Annotated in this window: 21 protein-coding genes; 11 read left to right on the forward strand and 10 right to left on the reverse strand. The window is 67.8% G+C overall.

The window, feature by feature from the left end:
- Window positions 1-39 precede the first annotated feature (39 nt).
- Window positions 40-1,530 carry a glycerol kinase GlpK gene (glpK, locus tag ERC79_RS05085; protein WP_131576299.1) on the forward strand — a complete coding sequence of 497 codons (1,491 nt, stop codon included), beginning with the start codon at window positions 40-42 and terminating at the stop codon, window positions 1,528-1,530.
- Window positions 1,531-1,543: 13 nt separating this feature from the next.
- Here glpK and ccsB read toward each other — a convergent pair whose 3' ends face one another.
- The 3 genes from ccsB to ERC79_RS05100 form a co-directional block, all read right to left on the reverse strand.
- Complete coding sequence (gene ccsB, locus ERC79_RS05090; protein ID WP_131576301.1) at window positions 1,544-2,518, reverse strand: c-type cytochrome biogenesis protein CcsB; 975 nt, start codon at window positions 2,516-2,518, stop codon at window positions 1,544-1,546.
- A 104-nt stretch (window positions 2,519-2,622) separates the two neighbouring features.
- A complete protein-coding gene (locus tag ERC79_RS05095; RefSeq protein ID WP_242676749.1) occupies window positions 2,623-3,822 on the reverse strand; it encodes a PLP-dependent aminotransferase family protein in 1,200 nt (399 codons plus the stop codon).
- A 197-nt stretch (window positions 3,823-4,019) separates the two neighbouring features.
- Complete coding sequence (locus ERC79_RS05100) at window positions 4,020-5,423, reverse strand: NAD(P)H-quinone dehydrogenase (RefSeq protein WP_131576303.1); 1,404 nt, start codon at window positions 5,421-5,423, stop codon at window positions 4,020-4,022.
- Window positions 5,424-5,610: 187 nt separating this feature from the next.
- Here ERC79_RS05100 and ERC79_RS05105 point away from each other — a divergent pair, with 187 nt between their 5' ends.
- The gene (locus tag ERC79_RS05105) at window positions 5,611-6,072 is read left to right on the forward strand and encodes a gamma-glutamylcyclotransferase (RefSeq protein ID WP_131576305.1); all 462 of its coding nucleotides are present in this window, start codon (window positions 5,611-5,613) and stop codon (window positions 6,070-6,072) included.
- A gap of 59 nt (window positions 6,073-6,131) precedes the next feature.
- Here ERC79_RS05105 and ERC79_RS05110 read toward each other — a convergent pair whose 3' ends face one another.
- From ERC79_RS05110 to ERC79_RS05120, 3 genes are all read right to left on the reverse strand, one after another.
- Window positions 6,132-7,283 carry a M20 family metallopeptidase gene (locus ERC79_RS05110; RefSeq protein ID WP_131576307.1) on the reverse strand — a complete coding sequence of 384 codons (1,152 nt, stop codon included), beginning with the start codon at window positions 7,281-7,283 and terminating at the stop codon, window positions 6,132-6,134.
- Window positions 7,280-8,395: a M20 family metallopeptidase gene (locus ERC79_RS05115; RefSeq protein ID WP_242676847.1), complete on the reverse strand. Its 1,116-nt coding sequence runs from the start codon at window positions 8,393-8,395 to the stop codon at window positions 7,280-7,282. The genes ERC79_RS05110 and ERC79_RS05115 overlap by 4 nt, the downstream gene beginning before the upstream one ends.
- 121 nt (window positions 8,396-8,516) lie before the next feature.
- The gene (locus ERC79_RS05120; protein ID WP_131576311.1) at window positions 8,517-9,215 is read right to left on the reverse strand and encodes an enoyl-CoA hydratase/isomerase family protein; all 699 of its coding nucleotides are present in this window, start codon (window positions 9,213-9,215) and stop codon (window positions 8,517-8,519) included.
- 65 nt (window positions 9,216-9,280) lie between these two features.
- On the opposite strand from ERC79_RS05120, the gene ERC79_RS05125 reads away from it, so the two are divergent.
- Window positions 9,281-10,066, forward strand: coding sequence for a purine-nucleoside phosphorylase (locus ERC79_RS05125; RefSeq protein ID WP_131576312.1), 786 nt, complete (start codon window positions 9,281-9,283; stop codon window positions 10,064-10,066).
- Window positions 10,063-11,553: a phospho-sugar mutase gene (locus ERC79_RS05130; protein ID WP_131576314.1), complete on the forward strand. Its 1,491-nt coding sequence runs from the start codon at window positions 10,063-10,065 to the stop codon at window positions 11,551-11,553. The genes ERC79_RS05125 and ERC79_RS05130 overlap by 4 nt, the downstream gene beginning before the upstream one ends.
- 11 nt (window positions 11,554-11,564) lie before the next feature.
- Here the strand turns inward: ERC79_RS05130 and upp are convergent, their stop codons facing one another.
- Window positions 11,565-12,188 (reverse strand): uracil phosphoribosyltransferase, encoded by a 624-nt coding sequence (gene upp / locus ERC79_RS05135; RefSeq protein ID WP_131576315.1) that lies wholly within the window; start codon window positions 12,186-12,188, stop codon window positions 11,565-11,567.
- Between the two features lie 109 nt (window positions 12,189-12,297).
- On the opposite strand from upp, the gene ERC79_RS05140 reads away from it, so the two are divergent.
- The 5 genes from ERC79_RS05140 to ERC79_RS05160 are packed head-to-tail and all read left to right on the forward strand — an operon-like array spanning window position 12,298 to window position 15,741.
- A complete protein-coding gene (locus ERC79_RS05140; RefSeq protein ID WP_131576317.1) occupies window positions 12,298-12,615 on the forward strand; it encodes a type VII secretion target in 318 nt (105 codons plus the stop codon).
- On the forward strand, window positions 12,612-13,778 hold the full coding sequence (locus ERC79_RS05145; RefSeq protein WP_131576318.1) for a C40 family peptidase: 1,167 nt from the start codon (window positions 12,612-12,614) through the stop codon (window positions 13,776-13,778). The genes ERC79_RS05140 and ERC79_RS05145 overlap by 4 nt, the downstream gene beginning before the upstream one ends.
- A gap of 20 nt (window positions 13,779-13,798) precedes the next feature.
- On the forward strand, window positions 13,799-14,143 hold the full coding sequence (locus ERC79_RS05150; protein WP_131576320.1) for a hypothetical protein: 345 nt from the start codon (window positions 13,799-13,801) through the stop codon (window positions 14,141-14,143).
- Window positions 14,140-14,469: a YbaB/EbfC family nucleoid-associated protein gene (locus ERC79_RS05155; RefSeq protein ID WP_131576321.1), complete on the forward strand. Its 330-nt coding sequence runs from the start codon at window positions 14,140-14,142 to the stop codon at window positions 14,467-14,469. The genes ERC79_RS05150 and ERC79_RS05155 overlap by 4 nt, the downstream gene beginning before the upstream one ends.
- A 48-nt stretch (window positions 14,470-14,517) precedes the next feature.
- Window positions 14,518-15,741 carry a primosomal protein gene (locus ERC79_RS05160; protein WP_131576323.1) on the forward strand — a complete coding sequence of 408 codons (1,224 nt, stop codon included), beginning with the start codon at window positions 14,518-14,520 and terminating at the stop codon, window positions 15,739-15,741.
- 5 nt (window positions 15,742-15,746) lie between these two features.
- Here ERC79_RS05160 and ERC79_RS05165 read toward each other — a convergent pair whose 3' ends face one another.
- Genes ERC79_RS05165 through ERC79_RS05175 form a run of 3 tightly spaced genes read right to left on the reverse strand, consistent with a single transcriptional unit; the run spans window position 15,747 to window position 18,573 of the window.
- Window positions 15,747-16,835 carry an adenosine deaminase gene (locus tag ERC79_RS05165; protein ID WP_131576324.1) on the reverse strand — a complete coding sequence of 363 codons (1,089 nt, stop codon included), beginning with the start codon at window positions 16,833-16,835 and terminating at the stop codon, window positions 15,747-15,749.
- Window positions 16,832-18,166, reverse strand: a complete 1,335-nt coding sequence (locus ERC79_RS05170; RefSeq protein ID WP_131576326.1) for a thymidine phosphorylase — start codon at window positions 18,164-18,166, stop codon at window positions 16,832-16,834. The genes ERC79_RS05165 and ERC79_RS05170 overlap by 4 nt, the downstream gene beginning before the upstream one ends.
- Window positions 18,163-18,573, reverse strand: coding sequence for a cytidine deaminase (locus ERC79_RS05175; protein WP_131576327.1), 411 nt, complete (start codon window positions 18,571-18,573; stop codon window positions 18,163-18,165). Before ERC79_RS05175 ends, ERC79_RS05170 begins: the two co-directional genes overlap by 4 nt.
- A 322-nt stretch (window positions 18,574-18,895) precedes the next feature.
- Here ERC79_RS05175 and sdhC point away from each other — a divergent pair, with 322 nt between their 5' ends.
- Window positions 18,896-19,231, forward strand: a complete 336-nt coding sequence (gene sdhC, locus ERC79_RS05180; RefSeq protein WP_347563593.1) for a succinate dehydrogenase, cytochrome b556 subunit — start codon at window positions 18,896-18,898, stop codon at window positions 19,229-19,231.
- A 1-nt stretch (window position 19,232) separates the two neighbouring features.
- Complete coding sequence (locus ERC79_RS05185) at window positions 19,233-19,676, forward strand: succinate dehydrogenase hydrophobic membrane anchor subunit (RefSeq protein ID WP_114721834.1); 444 nt, start codon at window positions 19,233-19,235, stop codon at window positions 19,674-19,676.
- Window positions 19,677-19,690: the final 14 nt, after the last annotated feature.

The raw sequence follows: 19,690 nt of genomic DNA on the forward strand, positions 1-19,690 counted from the left end.
GTAGCTTCGTGCCCACACCGCCGAGAGACGAGGACGCCTGTGACTGAGTACATCGCCGCCATCGATCAGGGCACCACGTCGAGCCGGTGCATGATCTTCGACCACGGCGGTCAGGTGGTCGGCGTCGCGCAGAAGGAACACAACCAGATCTTCCCGCAACCAGGCTGGGTTGAGCACGATCCTGACCAGCTCTGGAGCAACACCCGAGAGATGGTGGGCGCGGTGCTGGCGAAGACGAATCTGACGGCCGGGGACATCGCCGCGGTCGGCATCACGAACCAACGCGAGACCACAGTGGTGTGGGACCGAGAGACCGGCAAGCCCGTCTACAACGCGATCGTGTGGCAGGACACTCGGACAGATCACCTGTGCGCCGAGATCGGCGGCGACGAGGGACGCGGCCGGTTCCGCGCAGCCACCGGGCTGCCGTTGTCCACGTACTTCTCCGGCCCCAAGATCCGGTGGATCCTGGACAATGTCGACGGCGCCCGCGAGCGCGCCGAGGCCGGAAAACTGTGCTTCGGCACGATCGATTCCTGGCTCATCTGGAACCTCACCGGCGGCCGGCATATCACCGACGTCACCAACGCGTCCCGCACGCTGCTGATGAACCTCGAAACCCTCGACTGGGACCCGGACATCTGCGACGCAATCGGAGTCCCGATGTCGATGCTGCCCGAGATCCGCAGTTCATCGGAGGTATACGGCGACCTCATGCTGCCCGGAATCTCGGCGGGTATTCCGATAGCCGGGATCCTCGGCGATCAGCAGGCCGCGACCTTCGGACAGGCGTGCCTGTCCGTCGGCGAGGCCAAGAACACCTACGGCACCGGAAACTTCTTGTTGCTCAACACCGGAACGACGGCGGTACAGAGCGACCACGGACTGCTCACCACTGTCTGCTACAAACTTGGCGGCAAACCGGCGGTCTACGCCCTCGAGGGCTCGGTGGCAGTCACCGGCTCGCTGGTGCAGTGGTTGCGCGACAACCTCGGAATCATCCAGTCCGCCAAGGATATCGAACCGCTTGCCAAGACGGTGGACGACAACGGTGGCGCGTATTTCGTCCCGGCCTTCTCCGGTCTGTTCGCACCACGGTGGCGGCCCGACGCGCGCGGCGTCATCGCCGGGCTGACCCGGTTCGTCAACAAGGGCCACCTCGCCCGAGCTGCACTCGAGGCGACCGCCTACCAGACCCGCGAGGTCATCGAGGCAATGCGGGCCGACTCCGGCGTCGAGCTCAGCTCGCTCAAGGTCGACGGTGGCATGGTCGTCAACGAGACGCTCATGCAGTTCCAGTCCGACATCCTCGGTGTTCCGGTCACCCGCCCCGTCGTGAACGAGACGACCGCACTCGGCGCCGCTTACGCCGCGGGCCTGGCGGTCGGCTTCTGGAAGAGTGAGGACGAGATCCGCAGCAACTGGGCCGAGGACAAGACGTGGCAGCCGGCCATGGACGAGGCCGAATGCGACCGTCTCTACAGCGGATGGAACAAAGCCGTCGAACGCACCTACGGGTGGGAGGACTGACCCGGGGTACGAGTCAGTTCAGTCCGGCGTAGGAGTGAAGCCCGGAAACGACGAAGTTGATGGCGAACATGTTGAACAAGGTCGTCGCCAACGCGGCCACGTTGATCCACGAGGCCCGCAGACTGCGCCAGCCACTGGTGGAACGGGCGTGCAGGTAAGCGGCATAGAGCACCCAGGCGATGAAGGAGACCGTTTCCTTCGGGTCCCACCCCCAGAATCGGCCCCAGGCGGCTTCGGCCCAGATCGCGCCGCAGATGATCCCGATCGTGTAGAGCGGGAACCCGATGATCGTGGTGCGGTACGCGACCCGGTCGAGCAGGCTCGCCTCGGGCAGGCGCGCAGCGATCCACGCAATCGGCCGGTGAGCACTCCCGTTGCCTCGGACCGCGAGTACGTGAAGGAGGCTCGCGGTGCTGGCGAAGGTCAAGATGCCGGATGCCGTGACGATGACCGTGACGTGGATGGCTATCCAGTAGGACCGCAACGCCGGCACCACCGGAGCCGCGTCGGCATACATCGCCGCAGCGGCGACGAAGAGCAGAATGACCACCGGCGCCAGGACGAACACCGTCAAGGTGCGGATAGGGAACCGACGCAATGCCACCAGCCAGCAGATGACCGTGGCCGCGCACAGGAACAACGCATACTCGTAGAGGTTGCCGAGGGGCCAGCGGCTCGTGGCCAGACCTCGCAGCACGATTGCCGCTATGTTGAGCGCAGCCGCGACGATCGTCACGGCGACCGCCGCCCGCCCGGCCCGTTCACTCCAGGGCCGCCGCCCCGGCGTCGTTCCCGCAACGGGCGGCTCGACGGAAGCCGGACCTCCCGCTCCTACGGACACCCGCGCGCGAACGTCGGCTGCAACGCGATTCCGGACCGACGCTCCCGCGAAATCGAACACCGAAAGAACAAGCGCAAGAATGTAGATCGCAAACGCTGACGCGAACGCGTAATCACTGTATTGGGCCAAGGCCGTATCGACCGGCATGGATTCCACCCCCGGAACTCGTCTACTACTACAGCAGATCGTAGACGGTGGCCATGCGGCGGGATCCACACCATCCCCGCACCCCCGGCGCTACACACTCCGTCTCAGCCCAGAGCTCGGTGCGCCGCCGCGAGTCGCGCCACGGCCTCGTTCAGAGTCTGCGCGGAATTGGTCGCGAAACACAGCCGGGCGCCGTGCGCATGCCCGCTGCCGAGTGCGAATGCCGAGCCCGGCACGAAGGCGACGCCGCGCCCCACCGCAGCCTCGAGTAGTACCGCCGTGTCGGTCCCATCCGTGAACTCGATCCAGCAGAACATGCCGCCGTGCACGGATGCCTGCGCGATGCGGTCACCGAACGCACCCTCGAGCGCCCCGAGAAGCGCCCGGGCCCGGCCCGAATACACCGTCCGGATGGTGTCCAGATGCCCGCTCAACCATGGGCGGTCCCCGAGCAGTTCCGCCGCGATCTGCTGGGTGAGCGACGATCCGCACAGGTCCGCGCCTTGCTTGAGTAGTTCGACGGCCTCGCACACTCGCCGGTCGCCGTGCAGCCAGCCCACCCGCAGTGCCGGCGCCAGTACCTTCGATGCACTCGACAACCGGATGACGCGGTCGGAATGGGCCGCGACGGGCACGGGCGCGGGCGTACCGAACCACAGCTCGCCGTACGGATCGTCCTCGATGATCCAGAAGCCGTACCGGTCTGCGAGGTGCGCGAGGTGCGCACGTCGCGGTGCCGAAAGCACCACGCCGCGAGGGTTGTGGAAGTTACTGACCGTGTGGACGAGTTTGGGCCGCAGACCGGACGCGAGCACCCGCTCGAGCGCTGCAGTGTCCATGCCGTTCTCGTCGAGCGCGACGGGCACCAACTGGGCCTGCGCGGCGCGGAACACTTGGAGCGCACCGGTATAGCCGGGGTCCTCGACGACGACGGCTTCGCCGGGATCGAGGAGCACCTGCGCGAGCAGGCTGAGCGCCTGCTGCGAGCCGTGCGTCACCACCACCTCGTCCGTCTCCACCCGTCGCCCGATGCGTTCGCACTCCCACGCCGCGACGGTCTCACGTAATGGCGCCCAGCCCGGCGTCTCGCCGTACTGGACCGCCCGCGGATCCTGCAGCGCTCGCGTCGCGGCCTGCGAAATACGTTCGGCGGGAATCATCTCCGTTGCCGGAAGCCCGCCGGCGAGACTGACGACCTCCGGACGAGAGGTGAGCGTCAGCAGGTCACGGATGGCCGAACTGTGCAGGCCCGCCATGCGTGTGGACAGCGCGAGGGAGGAACCGGGAAACGAATCGAATGGCATGGAGACAACTCCGCAGTCGAGGAACTGCCGTCGCGCACGACGGCGAAGGACGAAGGCAGGAACACCCAGGTCGCCGACGGATCCTCGTGGCGGAGAGCGATGCGGTAGGCCGATGGTTCTCGACCCACCTATCGGATCATCCCACAGCTCTCACCACCATGTGAAACTGACATCCCACATGGTGGTGAGCGAATGGATCAGTCCAGGTCGTCGTGCCGCATGAGCTGCCGTGAGGCCTCGGTGATGGACCCCGACAGCGACGGGTACACCGAGAATGTCTGCGCCAGATCGTTGACAGTGAGGTTGTTCTGGACGGCGATCGCGATCGGCAGGATCAACTCGGACGCCGTCGCCGCGACCACGACACCACCGATGACCACACCGGTCGCGGGCCGGCAGAAGATCTTCACGAAACCGCGACGCAGACCGGACATCTTGGCTCGCGGGTTGGTGCTGAGCGGCAGCATGACGGTGCGGGCGGGGACCTCGCCGTTATCGATCGCGGCCTGGCTGACGCCGACGTTGGCGATCTCGGGGCGAGTGAACACCGCCGAAGCGACGGTCTTGAGCTTGATCGGGCTCACGCCCTCACCGAGCGCGTGGTACATCGCGATCCGGCCCTGCATCGCCGCAACCGAGGCGAGCGGCAGGAGGCCGGTGCAGTCACCGGCGGCATAAACACCCGATACGGAGGTGCGGGAGACGCGGTCGACGCGCAGGTACCCACCCTTGTCCAACTCGATGCCGACCTTCTCGAGGCCGAGACCGCCGGTGTTGGGGGTAGAGCCGACCGCCATCAGGGCATGGCTGCCGGACACGGTTCGGCCGTCCGAGAGCTTGACGACAACGCCGTCCTCGGTGCGCTCGACGGCATCGGCCCGTGCGTGCTTGACGAGCGTCACGCCGCGCTCCGCGAGGACGTCCTCGAGAACCAGCGCAGCATCGGCGTCCTCGTGCGGCATGACGCGGTCACGGCTGGACACCAGCGTGACCTTGACGCCCATCTCCGTGTACGCGGACACGAACTCGGCGCCCGTGACACCGGAACCGACGACCACCAGATGCGAAGGCAACTCCTCGAGGTCGTACAGGTGGCGCCACGTGAGGATCCGCTCTCCGTCCGGCACCGCGCCCGGCAGCACACGGGGGCTGGCGCCGGTGGCGATGAGGACGACGTCGGCTTCGAGAACCTTCTCCTCGCCGGTGGCCAGGGTCGCGCGGACCTGGTGCGCAGCCATGCCGACCTGCGGGTCGATCAGTTCGGCCGTACCCGACAGAAGCTGGACGCCGACGCTCTGCAGGCGGGTGCGGATGTCGGACGACTGGACCTGAGCGAGGTTCTTGACCCGGGAGTTGATCTGCGGCAGCGAGATCGACGCGCCGGCCGGATCGAGAGAAATGCCCAGGTCGGTGGCGCGGCGCATGTCGGTGCGGATGCCGGTCGAGGCGATGAACGTCTTCGACGGCACACAGTCGAACAGGACACACGCACCACCGATGCCGTCGGAATCGACCAGAGACACGGAAGCGCCGTGTTGTGCGGCTACCAGCGCTGCCTCGTATCCGGCAGGTCCGCCACCGATGATCACAATCCGGCTCATTCGTCCTCCAAGCTCGCCGCGCCCGCCGGGATCTCCAGCAGGCCCGATGACAACGCTATTCCAGTGACCGGGACCACGCGGGCGAAGGTCCCCCGTCGACGTCTACATCGGCGCCGAACGAGCCCGGACGAGCGCCGGACGGTCTCCCGCTACCCGCCACCCGTGAACACGGATTAGGCTTGCCGCCGTGCCGATCTATGCCGCCTACGGGTCCAACATGCATCCGGAACAGATGCTCGAGCGCTGCCCGCACTCGCCGATGGCGGGGACCGGGTGGCTCAACGGATGGCGGCTGACCTTCAGCGGCGGCGACATCGGCTGGGAGGGCGCGCTGGCCACCGTCGTCGAGGACCCTGACTCCAAGGTGTTCGTCGTCCTGTACGACGTGCCCGACGAGGACGAGGTGCGGCTCGACCGCTGGGAGGGCTCCGAGCTCGGCATCCATCGCAAGATCCGGCTCCGCGTCGACACCGCCGACGGGCCGGTGCTGGCCTGGCTGTACGTGCTCGACGCCTACGAGGGCGGCCTGCCGTCCGCTCGCTACCTCGGTGTGATGGCCGACGCCGCGGAGATCGCCGGCGCCCCCGCCGACTACGTGCGCAGCCTGCGCACCCGCAACAGCCGCAATGTCGGGCCCGGCACCCCGTAATCTCAGCGCCTTCACCGCCTCCACCACCTTCACCACCCGGCTCAGCAGTCCGGCGCAGCTCAGGTCTGCAGCACCAGGTTCGTCAGCACCCGCACTCCGGTCGTCAGAGCCCGCTCGTCGATGTCGAACGTCGGCTGGTGGATATCCAGTTGCTCGCCGTGACCGGACCACACCCCCAGCCGCGCCATCGCACCGGGAGCCTCCTCGAGGTACCAGGAGAAATCCTCGCCGCCGCCCGACTGCGGCGTGTCGGCGAGCGCGTCCGGGCCGATCGCCCGCACCGCGTCCTCGAACATGCGCGCGGAGATCTCGTCGTTGACAACGGGTGGCACGCCCCGCCGATAGTTGAGCTCGTACCGCACCCCGGTGGGCGCGAGCAGCCCGTGCACGATCTCGCGGACCGTCGGCTCGAGCAGTGCCCACGTGTCGTGGTCGCCCGTGCGCACCGTGCCGGTGAGGATGCCGCTGCGCGGGATCGCGTTGGGGGCCTGGCCGGCACTCACCGCGCCCCACACCATGACGGTGCCGCTGCGCGGATCGATCCGGCGGCTGAGCATCCCGGGCAGCCCGGTGATCACCGTACCGATCGCGTACACCAGATCGGTCGTCAGGTGCGGACGGGACGTGTGGCCTCCCGGCGAATCGAGCACGAGTTCGACGGTGTCGGCGGCCGAGGTGATCGCGCCGACACGCACCCCAACCTTGCCTGCTTCGAGGCGCGGATCGCAGTGCAGCGCAAAAATTCTCGACACTCCCTGCATACCGCCCGCGGCGACGACGTCCAGCGCGCCGCCGGGCATGACCTCCTCGGCCGGCTGGAAGATCAGCCGCACCCCGATCGGCAACTGTGGCAACGAGTTCAGCGCGAGTGCCGTGCCGAGCAGGATCGCGGTGTGGGCGTCGTGGCCACATGCGTGCGAGACGCCGGGAACCTGCGACGTGTACGGCGCACCGGTCGCCTCGTGCATCGGCAGCGCGTCCATGTCTGCCCGCAGACCGATTCGCATTCCGCCCGGGCCGATATCGCAGACCACGCCCGTCCCGCCGGGAAGCAGCAGCGGCGACATCCCAGCCGCCGACAGAGTGCTCGCGACGAACGCGGTGGTCGCGAACTCGTGTCGCGCCAGTTCCGGATTTGCATGGAAGTGCCGTCGCCAACGCGACAGGTCCATCGCGTGATCCGCCAGCCAGTTCTCGATCCCGACGTTCACCGTCGAGCCACCCCCTCGAGCAGGCGCACCCGCTGATCTTCGTCGAGCGCGGCCCGGATCGCGGTGCGCGCCAGGGCGATCGCACCGTCGACAACGGCCCGATCTGCGGACTCGTTCACACTGGCCGCAGCGAACTCCGGCTGATGGGTCACCGCGCCACCGGAGTCGATGCCGACGACCGGGTGGATGCCGGGCAGCACATGGGTGACATTGCCCATGTCCGTACTGCCCAGCGGGCGTGATGATTCCAGGTCCACGGGCAGTGGCGTGCGGCCCAGATCGCCGATCTCGTCACGGTAGGCGCCGACCAGCCACGGGTCCGGTTTCAGTTCCGCGTAGGTCGGTGACACCGTCCGCACTGCGTGAGTGCAGCCGGTCGCGAGGGCGCCTGCCGCAAAACAGGCCTCGGCCCGCGCAGCCAGTTCCTCGAGGGACTCCGCGGTCCGCGCGCGTAGGTAGTACAGCATCTCGGTTCGCGCCGGAACGATGTTCGGCGCGGCGCCACCGTCGCTGACGATGCCATGCAACTGCTGCCCCGGTGCGAGATGCTGACGCAACAGCGCCAGAGACACCTGTGCGACGGTGGTGGCGTCGGCGGCGTTGCGGCCGAACTCCGGTGCAGCCGAGGCATGCGCCTCCCGGCCTGTGTAGGTCACCGCGATGTCCGCGAGCGCCAGCGAGGTCGCACCGACGATGTCGAACGGGCCCGGATGCACCATGAGCGCCGCGGCGACACCGTCGAATGCACCTCGCTCGAGCATCAGGACCTTGCCGCCGCCGGTTTCCTCCGCAGGCGTGCCGATGACGCGGACGGTGATACCGAGCTGATCGGCGAGCGGCGCCAGCGCAACTCCCGCGCCGACGGCCGCCGCCGCAATGATGTTGTGCCCGCACGCATGCCCGATCTCGGGCAGCGCGTCGTACTCGGCACAGATCCCGATCACCAGCTCGCCACTGCCGAAGGTCGCGTCGAACGCCGTCGGCAGATCAGCGATGCCGGAGCGCACCTCGAACCCGCGTTCGCGAAGCAACTCGGAAACCTTGGCCGCGCTGCGGTGCTCCTCGAACGCGAGCTCGGGTTCGGCATGGATGGAATGAGACAGCGCAACCAAGTCGGGCCGCGCGGCGAGTACCGCCGCGGACGCCGCTGCCGATGGTGCGGACGGCGAGCCTGCAGCCGAGAACCCTGAATTCACAGTCCCCAGTCTGTCACCCCACCGAAGCGGGGCCCGACTATCCGAGCTTGAAGTTGCTCTCGTCGGTCAAGGTGCCCAGTGCCACCAGCGCATCCCGGTGAATCCCGCTCTTGATGCCGGACAGATTGGCTCCGTGGGTCGCTACCAGCGCCGATGCTCGCGCGACGGCAGCCCCGAGCACCAGATCGCCCTCGACGGCGTCGTCGACGATTCCGGCAGCGAGCGCATCGGCTCCGCCGTAGCGCCGACCCGTCGTCATCGCCTCGACGGCCGTCTGCCGGGGCAGCCGCGTCGACAGCAACGTCGACATGCCCACGGTGAAGGGCATGGTCAGGTTGACCTCGGGCAGGCAGTAGTAGCCACGGTCACTGCGCATCACCCGGAAATCGTGAGAACTCGCCAGCATCGCGCCCGCCCCGAACGCGTGGCCCTGCACCGCCGCGACGGTTGCCATCGGGAAGGTCAGGATCCGCGAGAAGATCGTGTGGACCCGGTCCAGATACCCGGGCAGCTTGTCGAGGTTGACGAAGATCCAGTCGGTGTCGAGCCCGTTGGTGAAGAACTTGCCGGTCGCGGTGGTGACCAGCGCCGCGGGACCCTCGTGCGCCTCGACCTCGTCGAGCAGTGCGTGGGTGGCATCGATCCAGTCGGGGTGGAACCGATTCTCGTTGTCCGTCTCGCCCTCGGAACCGAGGTAGAGGACGAAGACGTCGCCTTGGCGATTCAGGTATGGCATGTCAGCGATATTACCCATTTACTACCCGTGAGTAACTTTTGGTGGCACCACTACTGTGTTCGTTCATGCACACACTCGAGCAGCAGGCCTCCGACATCCTGGCCGAACGCACCGGCGTCGCAAAGCATGCAGCTGCCGTCATCCTCGGTTCCGGCTGGCAGGCCGCCGCCGACGCGCTCGGCGAGCCCGTTGGGGTGGTGCCGATGGCTGAGCTGCCCGGGTTCGCGACCCCATCCGCATCCGGCCATGCCGGCTCGGTGCTGTCGGTGCGTGTCGGCGAGACCCCGATCCTGGTGCTGCTCGGCCGCGCCCACGCCTACGAGGGTCACGACCTCGCCCGCGTGGTGCACCCGGTCCGGACCGCGATCGCGGCCGGAGCGGAGACCGTCATCCTCACCAACGCGGCCGGCGGCATCCGTGCGGACATGCGTGTCGGCGAGCCCGTCCTCATCAGCGACCACCTCAACCTCACCGCACGCTCACCCCTCGTCGGCGCCGATTTCGTGGACCTGGTCGATGCGTACAGTCCGCAGTTGCGCAGCCTTGCCCGCACGATCGACCCCTCCCTGAGTGAGGGGGTGTACGCGGGCCTGCCGGGACCGCACTACGAGACCCCCGCCGAGATCCGCATGCTGCGCACGCTCGGCGCCGACCTGGTCGGGATGTCCACCGTCCACGAGACCATCGCGGCCCGTGCGCTCGGCGCCCGCGTCCTCGGAATCTCGCTGGTGACGAACCTCGCGGCCGGAGTCACCGGTGAGCCGCTCGACCATGCCGAGGTCCTCGCCGCCGGACTGGCGTCGGCCGCCCGGATGGGCGAGCTGCTGCGCGAACTCGTGTCGCGGCTGTGACCACCCAGAGCACGGTGCATTTCGGCACGGCCGGCCTGCGCGGTCCGGTCGGAGACGGCCCCGAGTGCATCAACATCGACGTCGTCGAACGCACGACGGCCGGGCTCGCACGGTGGCTGCAGGACCGCTGCCTCGGAGGCGGCACCGTCGTCGTCGGACGCGATGCCCGCCACGGTTCCGCCGAGTTTGCGGTTGCCACCGCGGAAGTTCTTGCCGCCGAAGGATTCGCGGTGGCGCTGCTGCCGCGTCCGTTGCCCACTCCCCTCGTGCCGTTCGCAGTCCGCCGCCTCGGCGCGGTGGCCGGAGTCCAGATCACGGCGTCACACAATCCGCCCACCGACAACGGCTACAAGGTGTATCTGTCCGGTGGCGCCCCGCTCGCGGCCCCAGCGGACCGCGAGATCGAGACCGCGATCGCGCGGATCACGCAGATTCGACGCAGCCCGGTCACCCCGATCGACGACACTCTGCTCCACGAGTACCTCTCCCGAGTGGCGACGCTGCCCTTCGGCACTCGCCGAGATATCCGGATCGCGCTGACCCCGCTGCACGGAGTCGGTGGGGAAACCGTGGTGGCTGCCCTGCGGGCGGCGGGATTCACCGACATCCACACCGTCGCATCGCAGTTCGTGCCGGACCCGGACTTCCCCACGGTCGCGTTCCCCAACCCCGAGGAGCCGGGCACCCCGGACGAACTGCTCGCACTCGCGGCCGCGGTGAATGCCGACATCGCAATCGCTCTCGACCCCGACGCGGACCGCTGCGCCGTCGGCGTACCCGCGCCCGACGGCTGGCGGATGCTCACCGGCGACGAAACCGGCGCCCTGCTCGGTCAGCGGATCCTCGCGCATGCCCCCACCGGATCGCTCGTGGCGACCACGATCGTGTCGTCGACACTGCTCGGCAAGATCGCGGACGCTCGCGGCTTCCGCAGCGCGCGGACTCTCACCGGATTCAAGTGGCTCGTACGAGCCGGGGACGGCCTGGTCTACGCCTACGAGGAGGCCGTCGGACACTGCGCCGACCCCGACGTCGTCCGGGACAAGGACGGGATATCCGCGGCCGTTCTCGTCGCCGATCTGGCAGCCGAGCTCGCTTCCGAGAACCGCACGCTGCTCGACACACTCGACGATCTCGCCGTCGAATTCGGCGTGCACGCCACCGGTCAGGTATCGCTGCGGGTCGAGGACCTCGCCGACATCACCCGCATCATGAACCGGGTCCGCGCGCATCCCCCGGCCGAGATCGCAGGCAGCCCGGTGGAGACGGTGGACCTCAGTGAGGTACGCGGGCCGCTGCGCACGGACGCGGTCACGTTCACCGGCCGGGATCTCCACGTGACGGTTCGCCCGTCCGGTACCGAACCCAAGCTCAAGTGCTACTTCGAGGTGGTCGAGCCGGTGCCCGGCCGCGCCGCGCTATCGGCCGCCCGGGCCGCGGCACTTACGCGACTCGAGAGCATCCGGCGGTTCGCGCAGGCGCTCTGACTGCTTATCCGCTAGCGCGGGCCGAATTGCCGGTCGCCGGCATCACCGAGGCCCGGCACGATGAACGCGTTCTCGTCGAGCCCCTCGTCGACGGTGGCAGTCACGAGGCGCACCGGATACCCGGAGTTCGCGAGCGCCTCCACGCCTTGCGGGGCGGCGACGACACACACCGCGGTGATGTCGGTGGCGCCACGCGCGACGAGCAGGTCGAACGTGTGCACCATCGAACCGCCGGTCGCGAGCATCGGGTCGAGCACGTACACGGGAATACCGGACAGGTCCGCGGGCAGCGATTCGAGATACGGAACCGGCTGATGGGTCTCCTCGTCACGGGCCATGCCGACGAACCCGACCTGGGATTGCGGGATCAGCGAACTCGCCTGCTCAACCATGCCGAGCCCGGCCCGCAGAACTGGAACCAGCAACGGCGGCCGGGCCAACCGGACTCCGGTGGTGACAGCGACCGGGGTCGTGACCTCGAACTCCTCGACCGGCGCGTCCCGGATGGCCTCGTAGATCAACATCTGGGTGAGCCTGCGCAACGCGGAGCGGAACGCTGCGTTGTCGCTGCGTTCGTCTCGCATCCTCGTCAGAAGTGCAGCTGCCAGAGGATGGTCGACCACGTGCGTTTCCATGACGTCAGAGGATAGTGCGGCCCGCGAGGCCGGCCGCGATTGCATGGAACCGATTGACCGGCACGAACGTCGAACCCTGTGACGGATTCAATTCGGATCGGGGGGCACGATGAGTGAGATGTCGGCGGCAACCGAGGCAATCGCGGCCTTCGGAGCCACCGCGGCCACCATGGCCGCGCAGTCGGAGGCCGCCGCAGCGGGAGCGATCGCGGCCGGACCGGCCCTGCTCGGACCGGTGTTCGGGCTGATCGGAGGGGACTTCGTTGCGGCCTTCGCGTCGGCACACACCTCCCACACGACCGAGATCAGTCGACTGTCCTCGCTGTGGGCTTCGATCGGCGCGGCCGCCATCACGACCGCCACCGCCTACGACGTCACGGATTCCGGCGCCGCCGCCTCGCTGGGCAGGACAGGAGTCCCCGCGTGATCGACGTGCTCGCCCGCCCCATCATCGACCTGCTCGGCACATTCGGATCGGGTGCACTGCCCAGCGGGTCGCCCGCCGACGCGATGCGCGCGGCATCCGCCGCGATCGACGCCGTCCACGCGCTGGGCCGTACCGGAATCAGCGACCTCGGCGGGGTCTGGACCGGTGTCGCCGCCGACGCCGCGATCGGCAAGGCCGAGGCGACGCAGGCGTCGTCGGTGCAGCTCTCGGACCGGGGACGCGAAATCGCCGCCGTCGTCGACGCCGCCTCGGAGTGCGTCCGCGCCGGCACCGCCGAACTACAGGGCATCCTGCAATCGTTCCTGTCGATCGCGACCAACGCACTCCCGGTCCTGGCAACGCCGGCCGGTCAGGCGATGCTCATCAGCGCCGCGATCGAGCACCTGGGCCGGGCACTCGCAGTCGTCGCGCGGGTACGTAGCGAACTGGCTGGGCACACCGCGTCGATGGTCACGCTCACCGCACCAGACTCGGTCCACACCGAGGCGCGAACGGTCGCCGCGTCCGTCAGCGCCCCGGCATCCGGCACGCCCACCACGGCCGCCGCGGCGATCCCGGCCCCGGGCGCCGCTCAGTCCGACGCCGTGAGCCGATTCGCGTCCAGCTTCGCCGGCTCGTACATCCCCACCACCTCGGCATTCCGCAGCGCCACCGCCCGCACCACTCCCTACGGCCTCGGGGCACGCTCGTCCGTCGACACCGGTAGCGGTGCGGGGTCCAGTTCGTACGACCCACGATTCGGCGGGAGCGGCGTCGAAGTCCTGCTACCCGACGGCAGTACTGCGGTGGCACCCAACAAGGAGGCCGCCGACGCGGTCCGTTACGCACTCACCCAACAGGGCGTGCCGTACCAGTGGGGAGGAACCTCACCGGGGCAGGGTCTGGACTGCAGCGGCCTCACGCAATGGGCCTACGGCGAGGCAGGCGTCGACCTGCCCCGCCTCGCGCAGGAACAAACCGTCGGCACCCCGGTGGATCCGGAAAACCTGATGCCCGGCGATCTCGCGGTGTGGGACGGTCACGTCGCGATGGTGATCGGCAACGGTCAGATGGTCGAAGCCGGGGACCCGGTCAGTGTCAGCTCGATTCGCACCACCAACATCGGTATGGCCTTCTACGGCTTCTACCGTCCCACCGAATGATCCGATCGGGAGAAACGGTCATGACCACCGACACACCCCCACCGACGACTGTCGCCGCGACCGCGCACAACCGCGCGCGAACCGTCGCGGTCCGGGCTACCGAGTCCGGCCTACCGCTCGACGTGCTGATCGACGCACGGGAACTGCAGTACGGTGGTCCGCGCCTGGCTGACCAGATCCTGCGACTGTGCCAGCAGGCCGCCCGCGAGGCCGGTGCCCGGCGACGCGAGGAGCTTGCCCGCGACGGCGTGCCCGCCGAGCTGCTCGACCGGCTCGGGCTGCCCACCCGCGATCAGGTGGCCGCAGCGCAGCAGATCGACGACGAGAGTCATGCGGCTCCCCTGACCTGGATGCGGCCGGTATGAGCGAACGGGAGATGGACGCGCTCGTCGCTCGTGCGACCGCACAGGTGGACCTCCTCGAAGAGACGCTGACCGCGCTGCAGTCCATCCGGGCTGTCGCCTCGAGCGAGGACGGTCGGGTGCGCGCAGAGGTCGACGGACACGGCACGCTGACCGGGCTGTGGCTGAGCGAATCGCTCCTCGACGTCGATGCCCGGGCTCTCGCGCAGACGATCACACACACCGCCCACCGAGCCGCGGCCGCTGCGGCGGAGGAACGGATCCGGGTCACGACAGCTCTCTACGACATGTTCGCGGCCCCGTCCGGGAATCGCTCGAGGATCGGCTGAGCTGTGTCCCGCTATATCTTTGGGCCGGAGCTGGCTAGGCTTCCGGCCATGGCTGGAGACATCGTCCCGATCGAACTCGGACTCACCCGAGGCGACCTCGTCACGCTGTGGGCACCTCGCTGGCGCGAGGGCGACGACGAGTGGGAGGCCTTCCTCGGACACGAAGAGGACCTGTACGGATTCCGGTCCGTCGCCGAACTCGCCGCGTTCATCCGAACCGACAGCGACAACGACCTCGTCGAGCATCCGGCGTGGCCCGTCGTCTCCAAGTTGGCCGCACCCGAGCTCGAGCCCGACGAGAACTTCACGTTCGATCTCGTCGGTGTGCCCGAGCTAGCCGCAGGCGACCCCGAGGCCCTGGTCATTACGGAGCTCGAGCGCACACTTGACATGACCCGCAACATCGGCGAGGTCTGCGACCTCGATCCCATCCTGAAGTTCTTCGAGGCGCACCCGGTCCTCGGCTACCTGCGCGGCGGGGTCGGTGAGTTCGCCGGCCGCGAAGGCGAGGCGCTGTGGGATCAGATCGGTGCCGCCGTCGCCACCGACTGGGACGCGGTGCTCGACGCGGTGGACTCGATCGTCGCCACACCGGATGTCGATGCGAACGCCGTCGCCGTCGCCGAAGCCGAGGTGCTCGCGGCCGAAGAGAACGTGCTCGACGCCGAAGACGACACCGACGCGGACTACGACGAGTACGACACCGAGGACGAAGAGGTCGAAGAGACCTTCTGGAATCTCGTCGGGATCGACCCGATCCGGATCATCACCTCCGACGCCACGTATTACTCGCTGCGCTGCTACCTCGACGATCACGCGGTGTTCCTCGGCAGAGGAGGCCGGATCTCGGTGTTCAGCTCGGAGCGCGCGCTGGCGCGGTACCTCGCCGACAACCACGAGCACGACCTCGCGCGCGTCAGCACGTACGAACAGGTGCAGACCGCGGCCGTCGACGGATCGCTCGAGATCGAGGTCACCGACGAGAACGTCTACGTGCTGCCGGGGCTGGCCGACGATTTGGCCGAAGGACCCGATGCCGTGGACGCCGACCAGCTCGAATTGGCGGTGGAACTGTTCACCGACGCCGCCGACTTCGCGAAGGACGACACCACCGACGCCGCGCTCGCCGCATCCACCCCCTTGGGCTGGTACATCTCCTACATCCTCGAGCCGAGCCCGAGCCGAATGACGCCGAACCCGCCGTACACTGCCGAGTCCGAGTCGTGGCGGGCGCTCGAGCGCGAGTTCGAGGCACGCCTGCACCCGGAGTGAGACCCTCAGCCGATGAGCACCGCGTAACCAGGCTTGATCACGTCGTCTATCAGCGCCAGCCGCTGGTCGAACGGGATGAACGCTGACTTCATCGCGTTGATGGTGAATCGTTCGAGATCACTCCACCCGTATCCGAAGGTGGCGGCCAGCATGAGCATCTCGCGGCTCATCGAGGTGTCGCTCATCAAGCGGTTGTCAGTGTTCACGGTGACGCGGAACCGCAGCCGCGCCAGCAGGTCGAACGGGTGTTCCTCGAGCGTGGCGACCGCCCCGGTCTGGACATTGGAGCTCGGGCACAGCTCGAGCGGAATGCGCTTGTCACGAACGAAGTTTGCGAGCCGACCGAGAGTCGCACTGCCGTCCCGCGCCACCGTGATGTCGTCGGTGATGCGGACACCGTGACCGAGACGGTCGGTGCCGCAGAATGCGATGGCCTCGTGAATGGATGGCAGACCGAATGCCTCGCCCGCATGGATCGTGAAGTGCGCGTTGCACGTTCGCATGTACTCGAAGGCATCGAGATGCCGACTCGGTGGATATCCCGCCTCTGCCCCGGCGATGTCGAACCCCACCACGCCGCGATCCCGGAACCGGACCGTGAGCTCCGCGATCTCCCGGGACCGCGCCGCGTGCCGCATCGCGGTGAGCAGACATCCGACACGGATCTCTCGACCGGCCGCCCGCGCCGCAGCCTCCCCCAGGCGGAACCCGGTCAGCACGTGCTCGACGACGTCGTCCAGGCTGAGCCCCTCCTCGAGGTGCTGTTCGGGGGCGAACCGCACCTCCGCATAGACGACGCCGTCGGCAGCGAGGTCCTCGGCGCACTCGCGCGCCACGCGTTCGAGCCCGGCGGGGGTCTGCATGACCGCGACGGTGTGGGCGAAGGTCTCCAGGTACCGCTCGAGCGATCCACTGTCGGCCGCATCGCGGAACCACACGGCGAGGGCGTCGGGAGTTGTCGCGGGGAGTCCGGTGTATCCACACTCGACTGCAAGATCCGCGACTGTCGACGGGCGTAGCCCCCCGTCGAGGTGATCGTGCAGCAATACCTTCGGGGCCCGGCGGATGTACTCGAGATCCAGCGGCGCTGTCATGGGTCGACGGTAGCCGCACCGCCCGTCGAATACTCGTCACCCAGGTGTGTCGCGTCGAAACGTTCGATAACGAGTGGGCTGCGCGCGGGCGCCTCCGGCCCGATCGTCCACGCACCGTCGAGGGCGGCCACCGCGGCGGCAAACCGCTCGGGGGTATCGGTGTGCAGCGTGAGCAGCGGATCGCCGGCCCTCACCGGCTTGCCCTGCTGGACATGCAGTTCGATCCCGGCGCCGGCCTGTACCGCCATGCCCTGCCGCTCGCGGCCCGCCCCGAGCCGCCACGCGGCAACGCCCACCGCCATCGCGTCGAGGCGGGTGAGTATCCCGGACTCCGGTACGGACAGGGTGGTCGAATGGGTGGCGCAGGGCAGCGACGCGTCCGGGTCGCCGCCCTGCGCCGCGATCATCGAGCGCCACCGATCCATCGCGCTGCCGTCACGCAGCCGATCCGCGGGGTCGATGCCGTCGATGCCCGCCGCGGCGAGCATCTCCCGGGCCAGCGCCAGCGTCAGCTCGACGACATCGTCGGGTCCGCCGCCAGCGAGAACCTCGACCGACTCGGCCACCTCGAGTGCGTTGCCGACAGTACGGCCGAGTGGTGTGTCCATCGACGTAATCAGCGCGACCGTTCGAAGTCCGGCGTCGGTGCCGATCTCGACCATCGTCCGCGCGAGTTCGCGGGCTCCGGCGATTTCCTTCATGAATGCGCCGCTGCCCACCTTCACGTCGAGCACCAGCGCACCAGTGCCCTCCGCGATCTTCTTGCTCATGATCGAGCTCGCGAGGAGGGGGATCGACTCGACCGTGCCGGTGACGTCGCGCAAGGCGTAGAGCTTGCGGTCGGCGGGCACCAGGCCGGCCCCCGCCGCACAGATCACGGCACCGATCTGCGGGTCGGACAAGATGTCGACCAGCTCGGCGCCGCCGAGGTCAGCGCGCCAGCCGGGAATCGATTCGAGCTTGTCGAGCGTGCCGCCGGTGTGGCCGAGTCCGCGGCCGGACAGCTGCGGCACCGCCGCGCCGCAAGCCGCGACGAGTGGGACCAGCGGCAACGTGATCTTGTCTCCTACCCCGCCGGTCGAGTGCTTGTCCACCGTCGGCAGCCCCAGTTCGGAGAAGTCCATGCGCCCGCCCGAGGCGATCATCGCGGCGGTCCACCGTGCGGTCTCCCTCCGGGTCATGCCCCGCAGGAATATCGCCATCGCGAGCGCCGACATCTGCTCGTCAGCGACGATGCCCTGGGTAAACGCCTCGAGCACCCAGTCGATCTGCGCACCGGTCAGCTCCAGACCATCCCGCTTGGCCGCGATGATCGACACAGCATCGGTCATGTGAGATCCCCGCGGAGAACCCCGGCCTCGTCGGGGCCGAAGGCATCGGGAAGCAGGTCACCGAGTGGGCGCGGCCCGGTTCGGGTGTCGACGAGCAATTCGGCGCCGCCGTGCTCGAGCAGGAGCTGCCGACAGCGTCCACACGGCATCAGGATCTCCCCCTTCCCATCGCAGCAGGTGAATGCTCTCAGACGCCCGCCACCACCGGAAATTAAGTTACCGATGAGTACACATTCGGCACACAAACTGAGACCGTATGAGACATTTTCCACATTGCATCCCGCGACGATGCGTCCGTCGTCCACGAGCGCTGCCGCCCCCACCGGGTACCGCGAGTACGGCGCATAGGCAGCCCCCATTACCCGATGCGCATTGTCGCGCAACAACTTCCAGTCGACCAGAGCCATAGACCCCCATCCAACCATGCGACCTGAATGGATGCAGAGAATCGACAGTAAGCACCAGCGGCGATATGGGCAGGCAAACCTAACAAATATTTCGGAGGGCGTACGAACTGCTACGGGAATTAGTTCCCGGATTCGGTTGGGTTTAGAGTTCACAGGAGTCGGTTTAGGTTCTCGTCGAGCCCGAGCTGTGGTACTCCCGAACAGTGTTGCAGGCTCGACGCGCCCACCAAAGACGTTGGAGGCACAGCACTCGATGAGCAGCACGACGGAAGCCGCTCCCGCAAAGGAGCGCACCCGGTCGCTATACCGGGGCGACCCCGGCATGTGGTCCTGGGTACTACACCGGATCACCGGCGTCGCAACATTCTTCTTTCTCTTCGTCCACGTCCTGGACACCGCACTCGTGCGCGTCAATCCGGACACCTACGACCGAGTCATCGAGACCTACAAGAACCCCCTTGTCGGTCTCATGGAGCTCGCGCTCGTGGCTATGGTGCTCTACCACGCATTGAACGGCCTGCGGGTGATGCTGGTGGACTTCTGGTCGAAGGGCCCCCAGTACCAGCGCGTCATGCTCTGGGGCATCCTCGCGATCTGGTTCGTGGTGATGATTCCGGCCGCAGGGCGCATCTTCTACAACATGTTTGCGGGGCACTGACATGACGACAGAAGCCAAGTCGCTGGGCACGGCATACGACCGCCCGGCCAGCCTGGACAACCCTCGCTCGCCGCGTCGCGCCGCGAAGAACAACTTCGAGCTCTACGCATGGCTGTTCATGCGGTTCTCGGGCCTGGCACTCATCGTGCTGGTACTGGGCCACCTGTTCATCATGCTGATGCTCGACGACGGTGTGCACCGCATCAACTTCGCGTTCGTCGCGGGTCGCTGGTCCAGCCCGTTCTGGCAGTTCTGGGACCTCACCATGCTCTGGCTCGCCCAGCTGCACGGCGGTAACGGCCTGCGCACGGTCATCGCGGACTACTCGCGTAAGGACTCCACCCGGTTCTGGCTCAACACGATCCTGGTCGTGTCGATGATCCTGATCATGGGCCTGGGCACCTACGTCATCTTCACCTTCGACCCCAACATCTCGGCGAGCTAGGGGAGCAGAAACTT

The organism is Rhodococcus sp. ABRD24, assembly GCF_004328705.1.
Taxonomy (GTDB): Bacteria; Actinomycetota; Actinomycetes; order Mycobacteriales; family Mycobacteriaceae; genus Prescottella.

Excerpts from the sequence above, each read along its gene's own strand:
- sdhC (WP_347563593.1), top strand. The coding sequence starts at position 18,896 with ATGTGGTCCTGGGTACTACACCGGATCACCGGCGTCGCAACATTCTTC.
- ERC79_RS05150 (WP_131576320.1), top strand. The coding sequence starts at position 13,799 with ATGACCACCGACACACCCCCACCGACGACTGTCGCCGCGACCGCGCAC.
- ERC79_RS05095 (WP_242676749.1), bottom strand. The coding sequence starts at position 3,822 with ATGCCATTCGATTCGTTTCCCGGTTCCTCCCTCGCGCTGTCCACACGC.
- ERC79_RS05185 (WP_114721834.1), top strand. The coding sequence starts at position 19,233 with ATGACGACAGAAGCCAAGTCGCTGGGCACGGCATACGACCGCCCGGCC.
- ERC79_RS05170 (WP_131576326.1), bottom strand. The coding sequence starts at position 18,166 with ATGACCGATGCTGTGTCGATCATCGCGGCCAAGCGGGATGGTCTGGAG.
- ERC79_RS05175 (WP_131576327.1), bottom strand. The coding sequence starts at position 18,573 with ATGGCTCTGGTCGACTGGAAGTTGTTGCGCGACAATGCGCATCGGGTA.
- upp (WP_131576315.1), bottom strand. The coding sequence starts at position 12,188 with ATGGAAACGCACGTGGTCGACCATCCTCTGGCAGCTGCACTTCTGACG.
- ccsB (WP_131576301.1), bottom strand. The coding sequence starts at position 2,518 with ATGCCGGTCGATACGGCCTTGGCCCAATACAGTGATTACGCGTTCGCG.
- ERC79_RS05140 (WP_131576317.1), top strand. The coding sequence starts at position 12,298 with ATGAGTGAGATGTCGGCGGCAACCGAGGCAATCGCGGCCTTCGGAGCC.
- ERC79_RS05155 (WP_131576321.1), top strand. The coding sequence starts at position 14,140 with ATGAGCGAACGGGAGATGGACGCGCTCGTCGCTCGTGCGACCGCACAG.
- ERC79_RS05165 (WP_131576324.1), bottom strand. The coding sequence starts at position 16,835 with ATGACAGCGCCGCTGGATCTCGAGTACATCCGCCGGGCCCCGAAGGTA.
- ERC79_RS05160 (WP_131576323.1), top strand. The coding sequence starts at position 14,518 with ATGGCTGGAGACATCGTCCCGATCGAACTCGGACTCACCCGAGGCGAC.
- ERC79_RS05125 (WP_131576312.1), top strand. The coding sequence starts at position 9,281 with ATGCACACACTCGAGCAGCAGGCCTCCGACATCCTGGCCGAACGCACC.
- ERC79_RS05100 (WP_131576303.1), bottom strand. The coding sequence starts at position 5,423 with ATGAGCCGGATTGTGATCATCGGTGGCGGACCTGCCGGATACGAGGCA.
- ERC79_RS05120 (WP_131576311.1), bottom strand. The coding sequence starts at position 9,215 with ATGCCATACCTGAATCGCCAAGGCGACGTCTTCGTCCTCTACCTCGGT.